This window comes from Arthrobacter antioxidans, assembly GCF_023100725.1.
GTDB classification, from domain to species: Bacteria; Actinomycetota; Actinomycetes; order Actinomycetales; family Micrococcaceae; genus Arthrobacter_D; species Arthrobacter_D antioxidans.
Genome location: NZ_CP095501.1, coordinates 2,260,234 through 2,279,708, shown reverse-complemented (window position 1 = coordinate 2,279,708; position 19,475 = coordinate 2,260,234). Strand labels below are relative to the sequence as shown.

Genomic DNA, 19,475 nt, shown 5'->3' with positions numbered 1-19,475 from the left:
GAGAGGCCCGGGGAGTCCAGGTCCGGCGCGTCAGGGCAGGGTTGGCTCCGCGACCGACGGCGTTGACACCGGTTCCCGTACCTGTCACGGTCTCGGGATGCAGATCGGCATTCTGGGAAGCGGGATCGTCGGCCGGACCCTCGGGGCTGCCCTCGTGCGGCAGGGCCACGACGTCGCGATCGGGTCCCGGACATACGACACACCGAACGGCCGGCACTGGGGGACGGGCACCCACGGCGCGGTCCGCATCGAGTCCTACGCCGACGCGATCCGGGGCGCCGAGTTGGTCGTCAACGCGACGCCGGGCCTGGTATCGCTCGGCGTGGTCCGAGAACTGGCTCCGGAGGATCTGGACGGTGTCGTGCTGCTCGATGTGGCGAACACCCTGGACTTCTCGGCCGGGATGCCGCCCAGCGTCAGCGGAACCGCCGGTGACAGCCTGGCGGAGCAGATCCAGCGGGCCCTCCCGCGCGCCAGGGTGGTCAAGGCGCTGAACACGATGACGGCCGCGGTGATGGTGGACCCGGGGCTGCTCGAGGGACACCACACCGTCTTCGTCAGCGGTGACGCCGCCGACGCCAAGGCTCTCGTGACGGGCCTGCTCACCGGCTTCGGCTGGCCCGCCGAGGACATCCTCGACCTCGGCGCCCTCGACACCGCGCGCGCCACGGAAGCGCTGATGCCGCTGTGGCTGCGGATCTGGGGAGCGATCGGCACGCCGGTGTTCAACATTGCGGTGGTCCGGTCAGTCCCGGCGACTGGAGCCGTGTCAAAGTCGAAAGGGCGGACATGACCGGGCCTGTCCCCGTTCAGTGGTCATTCCTGCCCTCTCGAGGGACGAGCTAGAGGGTCGCGTCCGTCAGCGCGTTCGGGGTCCCGAACCGGTGGGCCGTGATGCTGATCGCCTGCTCCTGCAGGAACGGCAGCAGTTCGATCCGCCCCGCCTCGGTGACGGGCTGCGCGTACACCGCGAGGTCGGGGCGCCCGCCGGTCGCCTCCGCGAGGGCCGAGGCCCCGCCGCCGATCAGCCGCACGCGGCGGACCGTGAGCGACGACGCCCTGGCCAGCCAGGCGTCGTCGTCCTCGAGGGTGACGCTCTCCGCCTGCGCCAGGACCACGGACCGGAGGGCGACGGGGAGTTCGACGGCGCTCGACACGGTGACCGGAGCGCCGGCGGCACGGGCCGCCAGCAGCACGCGGACCAGGTCGGCGACCGGTGCATCCTCGGCGAGGCGGACCGTCACGGGGTGCGCGAGGTAGCGGAACAGGTTCCGCTCCGCCGCAAGACCCGAGACGTCCTTCACGCGGCCGAACTCGCTCGTCCATGCCGCCGCGTCGGACGCCGCGGCGCGGTCGAGGCGGGAGACGTCGGCCTCGGGCAGACCGGCCGCGCGGGCGGCCGTCAGGAGGGGCTCGACGGCGGGCAACGGGCCGTCCTGTGCACGCGACTGCTGCGGGGTCCAGGAGCCGAGGCCCACGAGGTAGTTGGGGCCGCCCGCCTTGGTGCCCGCGCCGACGGCGGACTTCTTCCAGCCGCCGAAGGGCTGGCGCTGGACGATCGCCCCGGTGATGCCCCGGTTGACGTAGAGGTTGCCGGCCTGCACACCGTCCATCCAGGTGGCGATCTCCCGGCGGTCGAGGGAGTGGATGCCGGAGGTGAGGCCGTAGTCGATGTCGTTCTGCAGCGCGATGGCCTCCTCGAGCGTGGCCGCGGTCATGATGCCGAGGATCGGGCCGAAGTACTCCGTGAGGTGGTACGTGGACCCACGCCGCACGCCCGTGCGGACGCCGGGGCTCCACAGGCGGCCCGAGTCGTCGAGCTGCCGCGGCTCGATGACCCAGGACTCGCCCCCGCCGAGGGTCGTCAGCCCCTCCAGGAGCTTGCCCGCCGCGGGCTCGATGACGGGGCCCATCTGCGTGCTCGGGTCGTCGGGGTAGCCGACGGTCAGGGACGCGACGGCGTCGACCAGCTGGTTGCGGAAGCGCTGCGACGTGGCCGCGCTGCCCACGAGGATGACCAGCGAGGCCGCGGAGCACTTCTGGCCGGCGTGGCCGAAGGCGGACTGCGCCACGTCCTTCGCGGCGAGGTCGAGATCCGCGCTGGGGGTGACGATGATGGCGTTCTTGCCGGAGGTCTCGGCGAGCAGCGGCAGGTCCGGCCGGAAGGAGCGGAACAGCTCGGCGGTCTCGTAGCCGCCGGTGAGGATCACGCGGTCCACGCGGGGATCGGCGAGGAGCTGCCGTCCGAGGTCTCCCTCGTCGAGGTGCGCGAGGTGCAGGACCTCGCGCGGTACGCCCGCGGCCCACAGGGCCTCCACCATGACCGAGCCGGAGCGCCGCGCCTGCGGGGCGGGCTTGATGATCACGGTGGACCCGGCGGCGAGGGCCGCGAGGGTGGAGCCCGCGGGGATCGCGACGGGGAAATTCCACGGCGGCGTCACGACGGTGAGCCGGACGGGGGAGAAGGACGCGCCGTCGACGTCGTCGAGCTCGCGGGCGCGCTCGGCGTAGTAGTGGGCGAAGTCCACGGCCTCGGAGATCTCCGGATCGGCCTGGTCGAGCGTCTTGCCGGTCTCGGCGGCCATGACCTCCATGAGGTCGGCCCGGCGCGCCTGAAGTGCATCGCCGGCCCGGTGCAGCACCGCGGCGCGCTCGGCGCCGGTCAGCGAACCCCAGGACGCCGACGCGGCGACGGCGCCCGCGATGGTGTCCTCGAGCTCGTCGGCGCGGGTCAGGGTGGTCGCGGCGACGACGTCCTTGCCCAGGTCGGAGGCGGCCACCCGGTCGAGGATCGCGCGGCCCCAGGCGCGGTTCGCCGGCAGCGAGGGGTCGGTGTCGGGGGTGTTGGTGAACCCGGTCCCTGGGTGGGCCGGGGCGGGGACGCCGCGGTCCTGCCGCCGGTTCGGCGCCGGGATGGCCGTGTCGAGCTCCTCGAGGGAGGCGAGGAAGCGGTTCTTCTCCCGCTCGAAGAGGGACTCGTTCTCCGTGAGCTCGAACACCGCGGACATGAAGTTGTCCTGGCTCGCGCCCTCCTCCAGGCGGCGGATGAGGTAGGCGATGGCGACGTCGAACTCGCCCGGGTGCACCACGGGCGTGTAGAGGAGCAGCGAGCCGACGTCGCGCTTCACGGCCTCGGCCTGCCCCTGCGCCATGCCCAGGAGCATCTCGAACTCGATGCCGTGGCGGACGCCGCGCTCGCCGGCGAGCAGCCAGGCGAAGGCGAGGTCGAAGAGGTTGTGGCCCGCCACGCCGATCCGCACGTTATCGATGCGGCCCGGCTGCAGAGCGTAGTTCAGCACGCGCTTGTAGTGCGTGTCCGAGTCCTGCTTCGAGCCCCACGTGGCCAACGGCCAGTCGTGGAGCGACGCCTCCACCTGCTCCATGGGGAGGTTGGCGCCCTTGACCACGCGGACCTTGATGCCGGCGCCGCCCCGGGCCCGCCGGGCCTCGGCCCACTCCTGCAGCCGCATCATCGCGGCCAGGGCGTCGGGGAGGTACGCCTGCAGGACGATCCCCGCCTCGAGGTGCGTGAACTCGGGCCGGTCGAGGATGTCCATGAACACGGCGAGCGTCAGGTCGAGGTCCTTGTACTCCTCCATGTCCAGGTTGATGAACTTGGGCGTCCCGGCCTGCGCCGCGAGCGTGTACAGGGGGGCGAGCTTCTCCGCGACGTGCCGGACCGCCTCGTCGAAGGCCCAGGCGGGGTGCGGGGCGACCGTCGAGGAGACCTTGATGGAGACGTAGTCGACGTCGGGCCGCTCGAGGAGGCGCACCGTCCCGGCCAGGCGGCGCTCGGCCTCGTGGTCGCCGAGGACGGCCTCGCCGAGCAGGTTGATGTTCAGGTGGATGCCCTCGCGCCTGATCTTCCCGATCGAGCGGCCCAGTCGGGCGTCGGAGGCGTCGATGATGAGGTGCCCCACCATCTCGCGCAGCACGCGGCGGGCGATCGGGATGACGACCTGCGGGAGGACGGGGGCGACGGCGGCCCCGACCTTCACGGCGGAGCGCATGTACCAGGGGAGGAAGGCGGGGACCTTCGGCGCGATGGCGCCGAGGTTCCGGGCCGCGACGGCGAGGTCCTCCGGGCGGATCACGCCGTCCACGAAGCCGACCGTGAACGCCAGCCCGTCCGGGTCCTTGAGGACGCCGGCGAGCTGCTTGGCCGACGCGTCGACGGGAACCTTCGACGCCTCGGTCAGCCACCGCCGCACCAGGGCGATCGCCTCGTCCGGCAGCGCGGCCGGGATGTCCGTGGTGCCACCGGGGCCGGCGGAGAAGGAGTCGGGCTCGACGTCGGCGCTCGGGTGGGAGGCGATCGACGGGTCCGGGGACGCCGGGGTGGTGGCGGTGCCCTCGCGGGGCGGGATCTGGGTTGTCATGGCAACGGCTTTCGGTTGGACGGCTGGCGCCGGGCACAGGATGAAGCAGCTACTTCCACCCCAGTATCGGACGCACCGTACCATTAGGAAAAGCGATGAATACCGAACGGTATCCATCGGTGAAACCGAAGAAGTGGAGCGTCGATGCTCGACCTGCGCAGGCTCCGCCTGCTCCGTGAACTGAAGATCCGGGGGACCCTCGCGAATGTCGCCGCCGCCCTGAGCTACAGCCCGTCCTCCGTGTCGCAGCAGCTCGCCCAGCTCGAGAAGGAGGTGGGCGTCCAGCTGCTGCGGAAGACCGGGCGCCGCGTGGTGCTCACGCCCCAGGCCGAGGTCCTCGTCGCGCACACCGAGGAACTGCTGGAGACCCTCGAGCGGGCCGAGGCGGATCTCGCCGCCTCGCTGACCACGGTGTCCGGGACGGTGCGCGTCGCGGTCTTCCAGTCTGCCGCGCTCGCACTGATGCCGGACGCCCTGACGGCCATGACCCTCGACTACCCGGACGTCCGCGTGGAGATGGTGCAGCGCGAGCCGGAGACCGCCCTCTACGAGACCTTCGCCAGGGACTTCGACCTCGTGATCGCGGAGCAGTACCCGGGGCACGCCGCACCGCGCCACCCCGAACTCGACCACGTGGCGCTGACCCACGACGCCATCCAGCTCGCCGTCCCCCTGGCGGGCCACCCCTATGCCGGGATCGCCTCAGTGGCGGAGGCGGCCGGCGCGGCGTGGGTCATGGAACCCCGCGGGGCGGCGTCGCGGCACTGGGCCGAGCAGGCGTGCCGGCGGGCCGGCTTCGAGCCCGACGTGCGCTACGAGACGGCGGACCTGCAGGCGCAGATCCGGCTCATCGAATCAGGCAACGCCGTCGCGCTCATGCCCGAGCTGGTCTGGACGGGCAGGAACGTGCCCGTGCGGCTGCTCGACCTCGCCGAGGACCCGCGGCGCTCCATCTTCACCTCGGCGCGCCGCGCCGGCGCACGCCGGCCCGCCGTCCTCGCCGTGCGCGAGGTCCTCGGTCGAGCCGCCGCGGATGTCCTGCGTCCCTCCCGGCAGGAGGAGCACCAGCTGGAACCGCAATAAATCCCCACTGCCGCCCGTTGACACCGGCAGACCTGCTTTTCGCGTCACCACGCTCCGCTCCTAAGGTTGTTCCATGTCCCTGCAGTCCACGCACCACGCCTCAGCACCCGTCCCGGCCACCGTCGAGCGGGTCGTCGAGACCGTGCTGCCCACCCGGCACGGGACCTTCCGCATGATCGGCTACCGGGACGGCGCGGGCACGGAGCACGTGGCGCTCGCGCAGGGGATCGACGACGGCGCGCACGGCCCGGTCGAGGCACCGCCCCTGGTCCGTGTCCACAGCGAATGCCTCACCGGGGACGCCTTCGGCTCCTGGCGCTGCGACTGCGGGGAACAGCTCGATGCCGCGCTCGCCGCCATCGCCGGGGAAGGACGCGGCGTGCTGGTCTACGTCCGCGGGCACGAGGGCCGCGGGATCGGACTCCTCGCCAAGCTCAAGGCGTACGCCCTGCAGGATCAGGGCGTGGACACCGTGGACGCGAACACCGAACTGGGACTGCCCGTGGACGCCCGCCGCTACGACCAGGCGGCGGAGATCCTCCAGGACCTCGGCATCCGGGCGGTCCGCCTGCTCTCCGGCAACCCCGCCAAGGAGGAAGCGCTGGAGGACCTCGGGATCGACGTCGTCGAGCGCCGCGGCCTCGCCGTCTCCGAGCGGTCGGAGAACGCCGGCTACCTCGCGACGAAGCGCGCCCGCATGCGGCACGACACCCCGCCGCCCGCCGACGCCTGGATGTCCCTGCTCGACGGCGCCGTCCCCCCGGCTCCCGCGCCGGGCGAGGCGGAGGAACTGACCCACCGGTACGGCTACCTCGCAGGGGCGTCCGGGACGCTCGTCGTCGGACAGCTGCGGCAGAGCCTCGACGGCTTCATCGCCTCACGCTCCGGTGACGCCGGCCTCCACGAGGACCGCGGCGACCACGGGCACCTGCAGCGGCTCCGTGCGCTCGTCGACGCCGTCGTCGTCGGGGCGTCCACCGTCCTCGCGGAGGACTGCTCGCTGGCCGTGCGCGACGTGCCCGGCACCAGCCCGGTGCGGGTGGTGCTGGATGCGTCGGCGAAAGTGGACGCGGGGGCGCGGGTCCTGGCCGACGACGGCGTGCCCACGCTCTGGATCATCGGCGCCGACGCGACGGTCCCGGACGGCCTGCCGTCCTCGGTGGAGGTGGTGCGGTTGGGTGCGGAGGACTTCGCACCGCAGCGGATCCTCGAGCTCCTGCAGGGGAGGGGGCTGGAAAGGGTCCTCATCGAGGGCGGCGGCAACACCGTGTCCCGCTTCCTCGAAGCCGGGCTGCTGGACCGCCTGTACCTCACCACGGCGCCGGTGCTCGTGGGTGACGGCGTCCCCGGCATCCGCTTCAGCGGCTCCGACGCCCTCGCCGAGGCGCGTACCGCGCCCGTGCGGCGGTTCGTCTTCGGCCAGGACATCTGCACGGAGTTCAACTTCGCCGGCGCGCGGTAGGCCGGCGCACGGCTGATCCCACTCCCCGGGCCGGTCGGAATGGTCGACCATTTCCGTTGAACCGGCGCGGAGAGTGGGATCAGGGCAGATCAGGAGTCGCTGACCCTCTTGCTCTTGCCCTGCAGCCGGTCGATGTGCTCGGAGGCCTCGGCCTTGTTGATGTCGGCAGGGATCTCCTCGCCGGCTTCGCGCGCCAGCGTGTCGAGGTAGCTCCGCTGTGCCGCCGTCATCGGCTCGTCGCCGGTGACCCAGTCGGAGGGATCGCGCTCGAAGCCGCCCTCGGGCTCGGATGTCGGGCTTCCCAGTGTGTCTGCCATGTGAGTTCCTCTTCGTCGTGAACAGCGTGAGCCATCAGTGTACTTACTGTCTCTGACACCTTCGGGGAGTGCGGGCCGTGATACCTGGGGAGCGCGGTATTCCCCGCGCAAGAAGCGACCGGACAGGATCTCCACTTCCTATCAATTAGTAAGGGTGCTTACGGTTAGGGGGCAAGGACCGTATTTACGGGATCGCCGCACATACAGGAGGAACAGTGACGCAGCCAGCGCAGCAGCAGGAAACACCCGGAACCACCGGGGCCATGGAGCCCACGCCGGATCACGGGGAGCGGACCTACCGGGGCTCGGGACGCCTGACCGGCAAGAAGGCCGTCATCACGGGTGCGGACAGCGGGATCGGCCGCGCCGTCGCCATCGCGTACGCGCGGGAGGGCGCGGATGTGCTGATCAGCTACCTGAACGAGGACGACGACGCCCGCGAGACGGCGCGCTGGGTCGAGGAGGCCGGCCGGCAGGCCGTGCTGTTCCCGGGGGACCTCTCCGACCCGGCGACGTGCCGCGCCGTGATCGACAGGGCGGTGCAGGAGTTCGGCAGGGTGGACATCCTCGTCAGCAACGCCGCCTACCAGATGTCGCACGAGACCATCGAGGAGATCCCGGACGGGGAGTGGGACTACACGCTCGCCACCAACCTCAGCGCGTTCTTCCACCTCACGAAGGCGGTCCTGCCGCACATGGGGCCGGGCGGTTCGATCATCGGCTCGAGTTCCATCAACTCGGACAGTCCGGTGCCCACGCTGATGCCCTACTCGGCGACGAAGGCAGGCATCGCCAATATGACGGCGTCCATGGCCCAGCTCCTCGCGGAGCGCGGCATCCGCGCCAATTCCGTTGCCCCGGGCCCCATCTGGACGCCGCTCATCCCGGCCACCATGCCCGAGGACCAGGTCGAGACCTTCGGCCAGCAGGTGCCCATGCAGCGTCCGGGCCAGCCCGCCGAGCTCGCCCCGGTGTACGTGATGCTCGCCTCCGACGAGGCAAGCTACGTCTCGGGCGCCCGCATCGCCGTGACCGGCGGTCAACCCATCCTCTGATCCGGAAGGAGCTCGCGCCGCACCAGGGACCGCATTCGTCATCCGACGAGTGCGGTTCTTCTATGTGCTGCCCGGACTGCGGATGCCACGTCGGTCTGCGTAACCGTGGCCCCCGTTTCCAAGTAACTGCCCTCGCTCGGAGGTGGGAGGGCAAGTAATCCTTGTGCCCACCTCCAGTAGACCCCACTCGTGTTTACTGTTCGCCGTCTTCCTAGTGTCGAAAGCAGGTTTTCAATGCATTGCTGGGGGACAGGATGGCACCACCGTGGAGTCTCGAATTTACGCTCGCACCGCCAGGGACACGCAGCTGCTGGGTGGCTCCACGGCCGGTTCAGTCCGACGGAGCAGCGTTCGTCGAGGGCCGGCCCTCCTGATGGTCCTTCTGCTCGTCGCCGGATGCGAGACCATGGGCCCGTCGACGGCCACCGGTCCCGACGGTTCCCATGCGCACCACCTCGTGGTTGCTGACCCGGGCGAGTCCTCACCCTCGACGAGCCTGCATCACAGCACGGTGCTTCCGGCGGCGTTGGTGGAGCCCGCTCCCACCCCTCTGCCGCGGACGGGGTGGACGGCGACGGCCAGTGACGCGGAGACCGCACGGGTGAACAACGGTGCGGCCAATGTGCTCGATGGCAATACGGCGACGATCTGGCACAGCAGGTATTCGCCGGCGCCCGCGGCTCCGCTGCCGCATTCCATCACGATCGACACGAAGGCCGCGCGCGGTATCGCGGGGCTGAGCTATTTGCCGCGTGCCGACCTGGGGAACGGGCGGATCGGGAGCTTCGAGATCCGGGTGAGCGTCGACGGCGTCACCTGGAGCGAGCCGGTAGCGAACGGAACGTGGGCGGACACGGCAGTGGAGAAGACGGCATCCTTCACCGCGGTGAGCGCCCGGTATATCCGGTTGACGGCGACCTCCGAGGCCGGGAACCGCGGCCCGTGGAGCAGCGCCGCAGAAATCAACCTCCTTGCGGGTGAACCGGCGCCACCTGCCGGGGTGTTGCCGCGGACGGGGTGGACGGCCGCCGCCAGCGATGCGGAGACTGCCCGCGTGAACAACGGCGCAGCCAATGTGCTGGATGGCAATACGGCGACGATCTGGCACACCAGGTACTCGCCGGCGCCCGCGGCTCCGCTGCCGCATTCCATCACGATCGACACGAAAGCGGCGCGCGGTATCGGCGGGCTCAAGTATCTGCCGCGTCCCGACGGTGGCAATGGGCGCATCGGGAAGTACTCGATCGAGGCCAGTTCCGACGGCACCACCTGGGAGGTCCTCACCACCGGCACCTGGGAGGACACCATCGCCGAGAAGACGGTGACCTTCCCGGCCGTCAGCGCCCGGTATATCCGGTTGACGGCGACCTCCGAGGCCGGGAACCGCGGCCCGTGGAGCAGCGCCGCAGAAATCAACCTCCTTGCGGGTGAACCGGCGCCACCTGCCGGGGTGTTGCCGCGGACGGGGTGGACGGCCGCCGCCAGCGATGCGGAGACTGCCCGCGTGAACAACGGCGCAGCCAATGTGCTGGATGGCAATACGGCGACGATCTGGCACACCAGGTACTCGCCGGCGCCCGCGGCTCCGCTGCCGCATTCCATCACGATCGACACGAAAGCGGCGCGCGGTATCGGCGGGCTCAAGTATCTGCCGCGTCCCGACGGTGGCAATGGGCGCATCGGGAAGTACTCGATCGAGGCCAGTTCCGACGGCACCACCTGGGAGGTCCTCACCACCGGCACCTGGGAGGACACCATCGCCGAGAAGACGGTGACCTTCCCGGCCGTCAGCGCCCGGTATATCCGGTTGACGGCGACCTCCGAGGCCGGGAACCGCGGCCCGTGGAGCAGCGCCGCAGAAATCAACCTCCTTGCGGGTGAACCGGCGCCACCTGCCGGGGTGTTGCCGCGGACGGGGTGGACGGCCGCCGCCAGCGATGCGGAGACTGCCCGCGTGAACAACGGCGCAGCCAATGTGCTGGATGGCAATACGGCGACGATCTGGCACACCAGGTACTCGCCGGCGCCCGCGGCTCCGCTGCCGCATTCCATCACGATCGACACGAAAGCGGCGCGCGGTATCGGCGGGCTCAAGTATCTGCCGCGTCCCGACGGTGGCAATGGGCGCATCGGGAAGTACTCGATCGAGGCCAGTTCCGACGGCACCACCTGGGAGGTCCTCACCACCGGCACCTGGGAGGACACCATCGCCGAGAAGACGGTGACCTTCCCGGCCGTCAGCGCCCGGTATATCCGGTTGACGGCGACCTCCGAGGCCGGGAACCGCGGCCCGTGGAGCAGCGCCGCAGAAATCAACCTCCTCGGCCCGTCCTCCGGATCGTCGTCGGGGGCGTCCGCGGGATCATGGGGTCCCACCATCAACTTCCCTCTCGTGCCGGCTGCCGCGGCGCTCCTGCCCGGCAACAAGCTGCTGACCTGGTCCGCCTACTCCCCGACCACCTTCGGGGGCAGCAGGGGATACACCCAGACCTCCATCCTCGACCTGGCCACGGGCGAGGTGTCCCAGAGCCAGATCTCCAACACGGGCCACGACATGTTCTGCCCCGGCACCTCGATGCTGCCGGACGGGACGATCATGGTCAGTGGCGGCAGCAACAGCTCGAAGACGAGCCTGTACAACCCCACGACGAACGCCTGGACCGCCGGTCCGGACATGAAGATCCCGCGGGGCTACCAGAGCAACGTGACGACGTCCACGGGCGAAGTCTTCACCATCGGTGGATCCTGGTCCGGCGGTAGCGCACCCAAGCACGGGGAGGTGTGGTCCGCCGCCGGTGGCTGGCGCACGCTGCCGAACGTCGGGGTGGACAGCATCCTGACCGACGATCCCCGGGGCCAGTATCGTTCGGACAATCACGCCTGGTTGTTCGCTGCTCCGGGCGGCCGCGTCTTCCACGCCGGGCCGAGTCGCGAAATGGCCTGGATCTCCACCACTGGCAACGGCAGCATCACCTCCGCCGGTCTGCGGTCGGACAGTGCGGATGCGATGAACGGCGACGCCGTGATGTACGACGTAGGCAAGATCCTGACCGTAGGCGGTGCTACCGCCTACTCGAACGCTCCCGCCACCGCGCGGGCGTACACCATCGACATCAACGACGGCGTCCGTGTGGAACGGACCGCGGACATGGCGGTCACGCGGTCGTTCGCGAACGGAGTCGCTCTGCCCGACGGCCAGGTGTTCGTGGTCGGAGGCCAGGCCACCCCCGTCCCGTTCACCGATACGGGTGCCCGGATGGCTCCGGAGATGTGGAACCCTGAAACGGGCAAATGGACCATGCTGGCCCCGATGGCCGTCCCCCGGACGTATCACAGCGTCGCCCTGCTGCTTCCCGACGGTCGCGTCTTCGTGGGTGGCGGCGGCCTGTGCACCAACTGCACCACGACGAACCATCTGGATGGGGAGATCTTCACGCCTCCCTACCTGCTGAACGCCGACGGCAGCGATCGTGCACGGCCGAAGATCGTCACGGCTCCGACCACCGCCGCGGTCGGAAGCACTGTCGCGGTGACCACCGGGTCGCCGGTTACCGAGTTCTCCCTGGTACGGATGAGCACCGTGACCCACACCGTGAACACGGACCAGCGGCGCATCCCGCTGACCGCGACCTCGGTGTCAGGCAACACGGCATCACTGACGCTGCCTGCAGACCCCGGGGTCCTGGTCCCCGGGAACTACATGCTCTTCGCGATGGATGACAACGGGGTGCCCAGCGTCGCGTCGACCATTTTGATCAAGTGACGCAGGGACGCCCGTGATCGGCGGGCGTCCCCTAGGAGATCCCGCTAGCCGTTGTACATCGGCAGGGTAACGCCCGCGACGCCGGGCTCGACGGCGAACAGCGCGCCGGCCTGCGGCTCGGACCCCTCGGGGATGTTCTCCTGCGTCGTCGTGATGAAGAGGGTCGAGAGGTCGTTCCCGCCGAACGCGCACGCCGTCACGTTGGTCACCGGTAGCGGGATGTGCTCGGAGAGCCGTCCGGAGGCGTCGTACCTGGCGACCGCGCCGCCCCCGTACAGGGCCGTCCAGATGCCGCCGTCCGCGTCGATGGCCATGCCGTCCGGCATGCCGAGGGCGGGCTCGACGACGGCGAAGGTGCGGCGGTCGGTGAACCGGCCCGTGCCGACGTCATATGCGAGGGCGTCGATGCGCCCCGTCGGGGTGTCGCTGAGGAACGCTGTGTCGCCCGCGGGGGAGAAGTGCAGTCCGTTGGACACGGTGAGGCCCGTCAGAAGCGTGGAGACGGTCCGCTCGGCGTCCAGCGAGAAGAGGGTCCCGGCGCCGAACCCGCCCTCCCAGCCCATGGACCCACACAGGAAGCGGCCCGCGGTGTCGCACCCGCCGTCGTTCATGCGCACCGCGCCGTCGCTGAAGGCCTCGGGGCCCTGCTCGAGCACCGAGAAGGAGTCGTCGGCGAAGACGAAGCCGCGCTCGACGCCGATCACGTAGCCGCCCGAGGTCCGTCCACGGATGACGCCGGCCAGGCGCGGGTGGACGCTGTGTCGATCGAAGCTCCCGTCCTCGTGGCGAACCAGGACGTCGCCCTCCATCATGTCGACGAACAGGAGCTCGCCGCGGCGCGGATCCCAGTACGGCCCCTCCCCGTGGAACGTGCAGACGTCGGAGATTTGCTCGGCTTTCACAGTGCCTCCTGGCAGTCGGTGGGTTCGGGATGCAGGGTGAAGCGTCAGTCGTCCGTCGGCGCGGGGGTCGCGTCGGCCAGCCCGACGCACGCCCGTGTCTGCTCGACCCGCGCCACGGCGCCGCCGAGTTCCACGAGGACGGTACTCGATGCCACCTCCTCGGGGTCGAACAAGACCTCCACCGCCGGGTCCCGCCCGTACGTGGTGGCCGTCCACGCCGGGTCCCCCTCGCGGACCACCCAGTCGACGTCGTTCACGGTGACGCAGGGGTCGGTGGTGGGCCCCGGCACATCCACGCCACACCGCAACACCACCCGGGACGGGTCACCCCAGGCGGAGGTGGCCTGGCTGTTCGTGCCGCGCTGGTCGTTCTCGGCGACAATGGGCGGTAGCGCGATCATGACGTCGGCGCACCGGGCGTTCGCGGCGTCCCCGGCAGGGTCCACGTCCACCACCGACGAGCACCCGGTCAGCCCGACCAGGAGGGCCACGGCCGGCAGCAGGGACGTCAGGGCGCGGGGGAGGGCAGGCATGATGCCAGCCTAATCGGTGGTCCCGCGCCGCCGCGTCGCGAACCCTCGCCTCGAGTGCGCGACACGACGCCACGGCTCCGGCCGGAAGCAGGGCGGCGGGAGCGGCCGCCAGTAGGATGCAGGAGCCGGCAGTCAGTCTCAGGCTGCTGGTTCCCCCCGCGCACCCGGCGTTGCCCCCAACCCGCGCGTGCGAGATCCCGAGCCGAGGACGAATGACCACGCACCACCGCTTCCCCCCGACCGCTACCGCTCTCAGGACCATGACCGGCACGGTCGCCGTCATCCTCGCAGCAGCGGTCCTCGCCACCCCGGTGGCCGCCCTGGCCGTCGAGTCCGAGCCCTCGTCCGCCCGTCCCGCCGTCGTGGGTCAGCAGCAGCAGCAGCCGCCGCGCGTCGTCGAGCAGCCCCAGCCGAACGCGACCTTCGGGGAGCCGGCCCCGCCCGTCGTTAACCCGCGTGCGACCTCCGGGACGGACCCGGCCACGGGCTTCGCCATCAACGCCCGGACCGGGTTCCTCGTCCACCCGGGGACCGGCCACCTCATCGAGCCCGGGACCGGCAATCTCGTGTTCGTTGAAACCCTCATCTACACGAACCTCCGCTACGATGCCGTGACCCGCGAGGTCGTGGGGCTCGCCGACGAGGCCCCGGCCCCGGCCCCGGCGCCGAGCCCCGCCCCGGCAGAGACGACGGCGACAACGACCCCCTCCGCCTCACCCACCGCGACCGCGACGGCATCCGCTCCGGTCACGCCCACACCCCCGGCACCGACGGCATCGCCCGCCGTGGTCGGCAGTGTCCCGGAGACGGCCACGGCGAGCGCCACGCCGCGCGCCACCCGGTCCGCCACCCCGACCGCGAGCAGCACGCCGGCCGCGACCGCCGAGGAGGAGCGTGCCGCCTCGCTGGCGCCGCTCGCCTGGATCGGTGCGGGCATCCTCGCCGCAGCGGTCGCCGCCGTCGTGTTCCTTGCCATGCGCCGTCGTCGGCAGCACTGATCCGGGCACTACCGCCCGGATGACGGTGGCTGAACGAGCACACCAGCATCAGGCCGTACCATGAACTGATCTTTGCCACGACGGGGGAGTCCCTTTGAGTCTTGACGGCTATGCCAGTACAACCGAGCCCCACACGACCCGCGACGGGCGCCAGAGGCGCCGCAAGCATCCGGTCCGGACCACGTTCCTGATTCTCGGGTCCCTCGTGGTTGTCGCGGCCCTCGTGGCCGGCGGGTACCTGTTCTCCCTGGCACAGTCCTTCGACCAGAACTCCCAGACGATCGAATCGGCCTTTCCCGTCGAGGAGTCCCGGCCCACGGTGGCGCCCGAGGCCGAAGGGGCCGTGAACATCCTGCTGCTCGGCAGCGACTCCCGGGCCGCAGCGGAGGAACCGGGGGACGTCGCGGCGGTAGGTCCGTCGGACAGCCGTGCGGACACCATGATGCTCATGCACATCCCTGCCGATCGCCAGGGCATCCAGGTCATGTCGATCATGCGCGACACCTGGACGGACATCCCGGGCCACGGGGAGGCCAAGATCAACGCCGCCATGGGACTCGGCGGGGTGCCCCTCGTGGTGCAGACCGTCGAAGGAATGTTCAATGTGCGGGTGGACCACGTGGCGAGCATCGACTTCGAAGGCTTCAAGGGCCTCACCAACGCTCTCGGCGGCGTCGAGGTCGACAACCCCGTCGCCTTCCAGTCCCGCGGAAGCGGCGGCGAGTACTTCGCCGCCGGTCCCATCACCCTGCAGGGCGAGTCGGCACTGAAGTTCGTCAGGGAGCGCTATGCCTTCAGCGACGGCGACTACCAGCGCGTCAGGAACCAGCAACTGTTCGTGAAGTCGGTCATCGGCAAGGTGCTCACCGCAGACACGCTGACCGATCCGCAGAAGGTGTACCGGGTGGTCGACCAGATGTCCCCCTTCGTGGCCGTGGATGACAGCCTCGACGCCGGAACGGTCGGATCCCTCGCCGTCTCGCTGCGCAGCGTCCGGTCGGACAGCATCGACTTCTTCACCCTGCCGAATCTCGGCATCGGTACCTCAACGGATGGCCAGTCGATCATCGTCAAGGACGACGCGGCGATCGCCCAGGTGGGCGAGGCGCTGCAGAACGACAGCCTGGCCGAGTACCTCGTGGCTAACCCGGAGGCCGGATCGTGATGGGCCGGGCGCTGATGCGCCGGACGGTCGCGGCGACGCTCCTCACCCTGTCCATTCTGGTCGCCGTTCCGGCGGCGCCTGCGACGGCCGATGAAAGCCCCGCTCCATTGACAGAGCCGGCGCCGGCGCCGGCGCCTGACCCTGCGCCGATCACACCCGCGCCGACGACGCCCGCGCCGGCGCCCGTGACGCAGCGCCCGCCCGTGACCACGCGTCCGGTACAGCCTGCCCCGCCGCGCCCTGCGCCTGCTCCAGCGCCCGTTCTGGCTCCGGCTCCCGTTCCCGCACCCACGCCGTCGCCTACGCCGTCCGAGGACCCAGAACCGGAGACCGCCATCGATCCCGTCACCGGCTTCGCAATCGATCTCGTCACGGGTTGGCTCATCCACCCACCCACGGGGTACCTCATCGAGCCCGGGACGAGCAACCTGGTGATACCCGGAAGCCTCGCCTACACGACGTTCCGATGGGACCCTCTGACCGGGGTCGTGGAGGACGTAACGGTGGCGGAAGACGAATCACCGACCGAGTCCGCCGCGCCTGAACCGACCAGCGAGGCGACAGCCAGGTCGTCAGCTCCGCCCACCGGAAAGCCGACGCCAACGGCTACCGCGGCGGCCCCGACGCCGTCCGCATCCGCCGGGCCCGCCACTGGAGCCGAGGAGATCGACCAGGCGTCCACCCAATCGATCGGCACGCATCCGGCAACACGAATCCTCGTGATCCTCCTGCTCATCGGGCTCGGAGCGGTCTATTACTCGAAACTGCGGACAGGCGGTCGGGCCTTCAGATGAGGCTTTCGCTGTCGCGGGTACTAAAATGAGCGGAAAATTATGGTCTCGTCTTTCGCCTGGGGGTCCTTCACGTGCGCGTAATGCTGCTCACGCATTCCTACGCGCCTGAACACAGCCCTCCCCAGCGGCGCTGGACGCAGCTCATCCGGTCGTTCAGGTCGGCGGGCTGGCATGTCGACGTCGTCACGCCGGTGGCTCATGCGCCGCACGGTCGGCGCACGCTGCCGTCCAGGATCGCCGGGCGTCCTTTCCTGGCCCATCGAGGTGAATTCGGCGAGACTGTCCGCCGCGTCCCGTATCTCTGGCACAGGACCACCCGGCTCGGCCGGCTCATCAACCACCTGCTCTCGGCCGCGATGTCCGTGCCGATTGCAGCCATGGCGCCCCGCCCCGACGTCGTGATCGTCACCGTGCCGAGCCTCCCCATTCTCGGCGCGGGCTTCGTGGTATCGCGCCTTCTACGGCGCCCGCTGGTGGTGGACATGAGGGACGCATGGCCGGACATTGCACGGGATGCCCGGATTGTCCGCGGCAGTGCCAAGAGTCTCGTGGAGCGGGTGATCGTCGCGATCCAGGACCGCGCGGACCTCGTGGTGACGGTGACGTACGGGTTCGCCCACACACTGCGTGAGCGCGGTCTCAAGAACGTCGCGACCGTAACGAACGGCATCGACATGGCGGTCATCCGTGCCCTGGACCCGCCGCCGAGCCACCAGGACCGCTTGGAGGTGCTCTATCTCGGGAACCACGGTGAAAGCCAGCGGCTCGACGTGCCCATCCGTGCCGCCGCCCTGGTGGGGCGGAGCATGCGCCTGACGCTCGTGGGCCACGGGGTGGAACGCAACCGGCTCATGGCACTGGCTGCGGAACTCGGCGCACCCGTGGAGTTCCACGCTCCTATCCACGGTCCGCAGATCATGGACTACTACGAGCGAGCCGATAGCTGCATCGTCACGCTCCGCGATGATTGGAAGTCGTTCGATACCACCATTCCGTCCAAGACCTACGAGGTGCTGTCGGTTGGCCGACACGTTACGGGAATCGTCAAGGGTGAGGCCCGTGCCATCCTCGAAGAAGCCGAGGCCGGGCACGTCGTAGCCTCCGAGGCCAAGGCCGTGGCGGACCTCTGGCGGACGCTCGCGGAGAACCGTGAGCTGCTCAGGGTCGGTGACAAGGGGAGAGCATGGGTGCGAAACAACGCAAACGTGCAGGCGCTGGGAGAGGCCTACATCGAACTTCTCCTCGAGGTCACGCGCGAGGGCCGCGCGTGAGGGCCGTCCGGCTGCTGGGTAACCTGCGGCTCGCCGCGGCGGCCGCGGTGATCCACCTCAGCGATGACCCCGTGCTCCTGGTCCTCCAGATCAGCCGCAGGATGCCCTCGGGTCTCGTTCGCCGCGTGGCGGGCGCCGCAGGCAGGCTGGCGGCAATCCCGGGGGCTAACTTGCCCGTCGCGGAAGCCCTGTCTGCCCAGCTGCTCGGACGAACTTCCTCGCTGACCTCGGCCCTCAGAAGGTCCTCCGCCGAGCCCGTCAGGGCCGGCGTGGCGCGTCGGTTGGCCGACGTCGCCCTTGCCGCGGGCATGACCGACGAGGCGGACGCACTGCTCGGCCTTGCCGGCTCCGGCAGCACCACCGCGGGAGTCCGGGCCCGGCGGCGCTGGTACGACGGCGACATGACCGGCGCGGTGCGCGTACTGCGGCAGGCGGGCCGCACCCGGCATGCTGAACGGCTTGCGGGGGAGGTGCGGGTGTTCGAGGGGTGGCACCCGACCCTCCCTGCCGTGGAGGGGTACGTCCCGGAGGACGACACCGTTCTTCATCTGCTGACCAACTCACTGCCCCACACGGGGAGCGGGTATGCCCAGCGCACCCACTCCCTCCTCAAGGCCCAGAGCGAGAACGGCTGGACCGTGCATGCTGCTACCCGGGTCGGTTACCCCGTGCAGGTGGGGAAACTCCTGGCCAATGCCGTCGACGAGCTCGACGGCGTCCGGTACCACCGTCTGCTCCCGGTGTCGATGGCACGGGGGTACGACCAGCGGCTTCAGCAGCAGGCCGAGGAACTACTGCGGCTTGCCCTGGAGGTCAAACCCGCGGTCCTGCACACCACTACACCCTTCGTGAACGGGATCGTCACCGAACAGGTGGCGCGCGCCCTCGCGATCCCGTGGGTGTACGAAGCCCGAGGTCAGCTCGCCGACACCTGGGCGGCGAACCGGCCGGCGCACGTGAAAGCGAGTGAACGCTATAAGCTCTTCACTGATCGTGAAGCACAGGTGATGCGCAGAGCCAGCCTCGTGGTGACATTGGGTGAGGCTATGAAGCGGGGAATCATGCGCAGCGGAATACCGCAGGACAAGGTGCTGCTGAGCCCCAATGGCGTGGGCGAGGAGTTCCTGGAGGAGCCCGTCCCCGCTGCCGCGGCACGGGACCGGGTCGGGCTGCCGACGAAGGGTATCTTCGTGGGCACGGTCAGCAGCCTGGTGGACTACGAGGGACTGGATACTCTTCTTCGCGCCGTTGCACTGCTGGTACCTTCGAATCCCGAACTCCGCTGCCTGATCGTCGGAGACGGCAGCGCCGCGCCGGCCCTCCGATCGCTCGCCCAGGAACTGGGTATCTCCTCCAGCGTGACCTTTGCGGGCCGCGTTCCCCGGCACCAGGCCCGGTCCTTCCATCAGGCTCTGGACATCTTCGTGGTTCCTCGCAGGGACCTCGAGGTCACGAGCGCCGTCACGCCGCTCAAGCCCGTGGAGGCGATGGCCTGCGCGCGTCCCGTGGTTGCAAGTGATTTGCCGGCGCTGCGCGAGATCATCTCGCACGGTGTCACGGGCCTGCTGGTGGACCCGGAAAATCCGGCGACGCTCGCCGCGGCCATCAAGCACCTCATGGACCATGAGGAGGAGCGCACCGGCTTCGGTGCGCGCGGCCGCGAGATAGTACTGGCAACACGCACGTGGGCTCGCAATGCGTCGCAGTTGGCCGGCGCGTACAAGGAACTGGAGCTGTCCTCCTGATGGCGGAC

At 70.1% G+C, this 19,475-nt stretch carries 13 protein-coding genes; 9 read left to right on the top strand and 4 right to left on the bottom strand.

What is annotated here, in order from left to right; all coding sequences use genetic code 11:
• Positions 1–97: 97 nt before the first annotated feature.
• Positions 98–793 (top strand): NADPH-dependent F420 reductase, encoded by a 696-nt coding sequence (locus MWM45_RS10435; protein WP_247826388.1) that lies wholly within the window; start codon positions 98–100, stop codon positions 791–793.
• Between the two features lie 49 nt (positions 794–842).
• Here the strand turns inward: MWM45_RS10435 and MWM45_RS10430 are convergent, their stop codons facing one another.
• On the bottom strand, positions 843–4,379 hold the full coding sequence (locus tag MWM45_RS10430) for a bifunctional proline dehydrogenase/L-glutamate gamma-semialdehyde dehydrogenase (protein ID WP_247826387.1): 3,537 nt from the start codon (positions 4,377–4,379) through the stop codon (positions 843–845).
• A gap of 144 nt (positions 4,380–4,523) precedes the next feature.
• Between MWM45_RS10430 and MWM45_RS10425 the strand changes: the two genes are divergently transcribed.
• Both MWM45_RS10425 and ribA read left to right on the top strand, forming a co-directional pair.
• On the top strand, positions 4,524–5,462 hold the full coding sequence (locus MWM45_RS10425; RefSeq protein ID WP_247826386.1) for a LysR family transcriptional regulator: 939 nt from the start codon (positions 4,524–4,526) through the stop codon (positions 5,460–5,462).
• A 73-nt stretch (positions 5,463–5,535) separates the two neighbouring features.
• Entirely contained in the window at positions 5,536–6,924 is a 1,389-nt protein-coding gene (ribA, locus tag MWM45_RS10420; RefSeq protein WP_247826385.1) for a GTP cyclohydrolase II, read from the top strand.
• Positions 6,925–7,013: 89 nt separating this feature from the next.
• On the opposite strand, the gene MWM45_RS10415 is transcribed toward ribA, so the two are convergent.
• A complete protein-coding gene (locus MWM45_RS10415) occupies positions 7,014–7,241 on the bottom strand; it encodes a DUF3072 domain-containing protein (RefSeq protein ID WP_247826384.1) in 228 nt (75 codons plus the stop codon).
• Between the two features lie 215 nt (positions 7,242–7,456).
• Between MWM45_RS10415 and MWM45_RS10410 the strand changes: the two genes are divergently transcribed.
• On the top strand, positions 7,457–8,296 hold the full coding sequence (locus MWM45_RS10410; RefSeq protein WP_272496050.1) for an SDR family oxidoreductase: 840 nt from the start codon (positions 7,457–7,459) through the stop codon (positions 8,294–8,296).
• A gap of 373 nt (positions 8,297–8,669) precedes the next feature.
• Positions 8,670–12,059 (top strand): galactose oxidase family protein, encoded by a 3,390-nt coding sequence (locus MWM45_RS10405; RefSeq protein ID WP_247826383.1) that lies wholly within the window; start codon positions 8,670–8,672, stop codon positions 12,057–12,059.
• 44 nt (positions 12,060–12,103) lie between these two features.
• Here MWM45_RS10405 and MWM45_RS10400 read toward each other — a convergent pair whose 3' ends face one another.
• Positions 12,104–12,961, bottom strand: a complete 858-nt coding sequence (locus tag MWM45_RS10400) for an SMP-30/gluconolactonase/LRE family protein (protein WP_247826382.1) — start codon at positions 12,959–12,961, stop codon at positions 12,104–12,106.
• 44 nt (positions 12,962–13,005) lie between these two features.
• Positions 13,006–13,494 (bottom strand): DUF3515 family protein, encoded by a 489-nt coding sequence (locus MWM45_RS10395; protein WP_247826381.1) that lies wholly within the window; start codon positions 13,492–13,494, stop codon positions 13,006–13,008.
• A gap of 212 nt (positions 13,495–13,706) precedes the next feature.
• Here MWM45_RS10395 and MWM45_RS10390 point away from each other — a divergent pair, with 212 nt between their 5' ends.
• The 4 genes from MWM45_RS10390 (at position 13,707) to MWM45_RS10375 (ending at position 19,467) form a co-directional block, all read left to right on the top strand.
• On the top strand, positions 13,707–14,492 hold the full coding sequence (locus MWM45_RS10390) for a hypothetical protein (RefSeq protein ID WP_247829299.1): 786 nt from the start codon (positions 13,707–13,709) through the stop codon (positions 14,490–14,492).
• Between the two features lie 94 nt (positions 14,493–14,586).
• Positions 14,587–15,657: an LCP family protein gene (locus MWM45_RS10385; RefSeq protein ID WP_247826380.1), complete on the top strand. Its 1,071-nt coding sequence runs from the start codon at positions 14,587–14,589 to the stop codon at positions 15,655–15,657.
• Between the two features lie 874 nt (positions 15,658–16,531).
• A complete protein-coding gene (locus tag MWM45_RS10380; protein ID WP_247826379.1) occupies positions 16,532–17,722 on the top strand; it encodes a glycosyltransferase family 4 protein in 1,191 nt (396 codons plus the stop codon).
• Positions 17,719–19,467 carry a glycosyltransferase family 4 protein gene (locus tag MWM45_RS10375; RefSeq protein WP_247826378.1) on the top strand — a complete coding sequence of 583 codons (1,749 nt, stop codon included), beginning with the start codon at positions 17,719–17,721 and terminating at the stop codon, positions 19,465–19,467. Before MWM45_RS10380 ends, MWM45_RS10375 begins: the two co-directional genes overlap by 4 nt.
• Positions 19,468–19,475: the final 8 nt, after the last annotated feature.

Bases quoted from the DNA above. Each gene is read 5' to 3' on its own strand.
- MWM45_RS10435 (WP_247826388.1), top strand. From the start codon at position 98: ATGCAGATCGGCATTCTGGGAAGCGGGATCGTCGGCCGGACCCTCGGG.
- MWM45_RS10430 (WP_247826387.1), bottom strand. From the start codon at position 4,379: ATGACAACCCAGATCCCGCCCCGCGAGGGCACCGCCACCACCCCGGCG.
- MWM45_RS10425 (WP_247826386.1), top strand. From the start codon at position 4,524: ATGCTCGACCTGCGCAGGCTCCGCCTGCTCCGTGAACTGAAGATCCGG.
- ribA (WP_247826385.1), top strand. From the start codon at position 5,536: ATGTCCCTGCAGTCCACGCACCACGCCTCAGCACCCGTCCCGGCCACC.
- MWM45_RS10415 (WP_247826384.1), bottom strand. From the start codon at position 7,241: ATGGCAGACACACTGGGAAGCCCGACATCCGAGCCCGAGGGCGGCTTC.
- MWM45_RS10405 (WP_247826383.1), top strand. From the start codon at position 8,670: ATGGTCCTTCTGCTCGTCGCCGGATGCGAGACCATGGGCCCGTCGACG.
- MWM45_RS10395 (WP_247826381.1), bottom strand. From the start codon at position 13,494: ATGCCTGCCCTCCCCCGCGCCCTGACGTCCCTGCTGCCGGCCGTGGCC.
- MWM45_RS10390 (WP_247829299.1), top strand. From the start codon at position 13,707: ATGACCACGCACCACCGCTTCCCCCCGACCGCTACCGCTCTCAGGACC.
- MWM45_RS10380 (WP_247826379.1), top strand. From the start codon at position 16,532: ATGCTGCTCACGCATTCCTACGCGCCTGAACACAGCCCTCCCCAGCGG.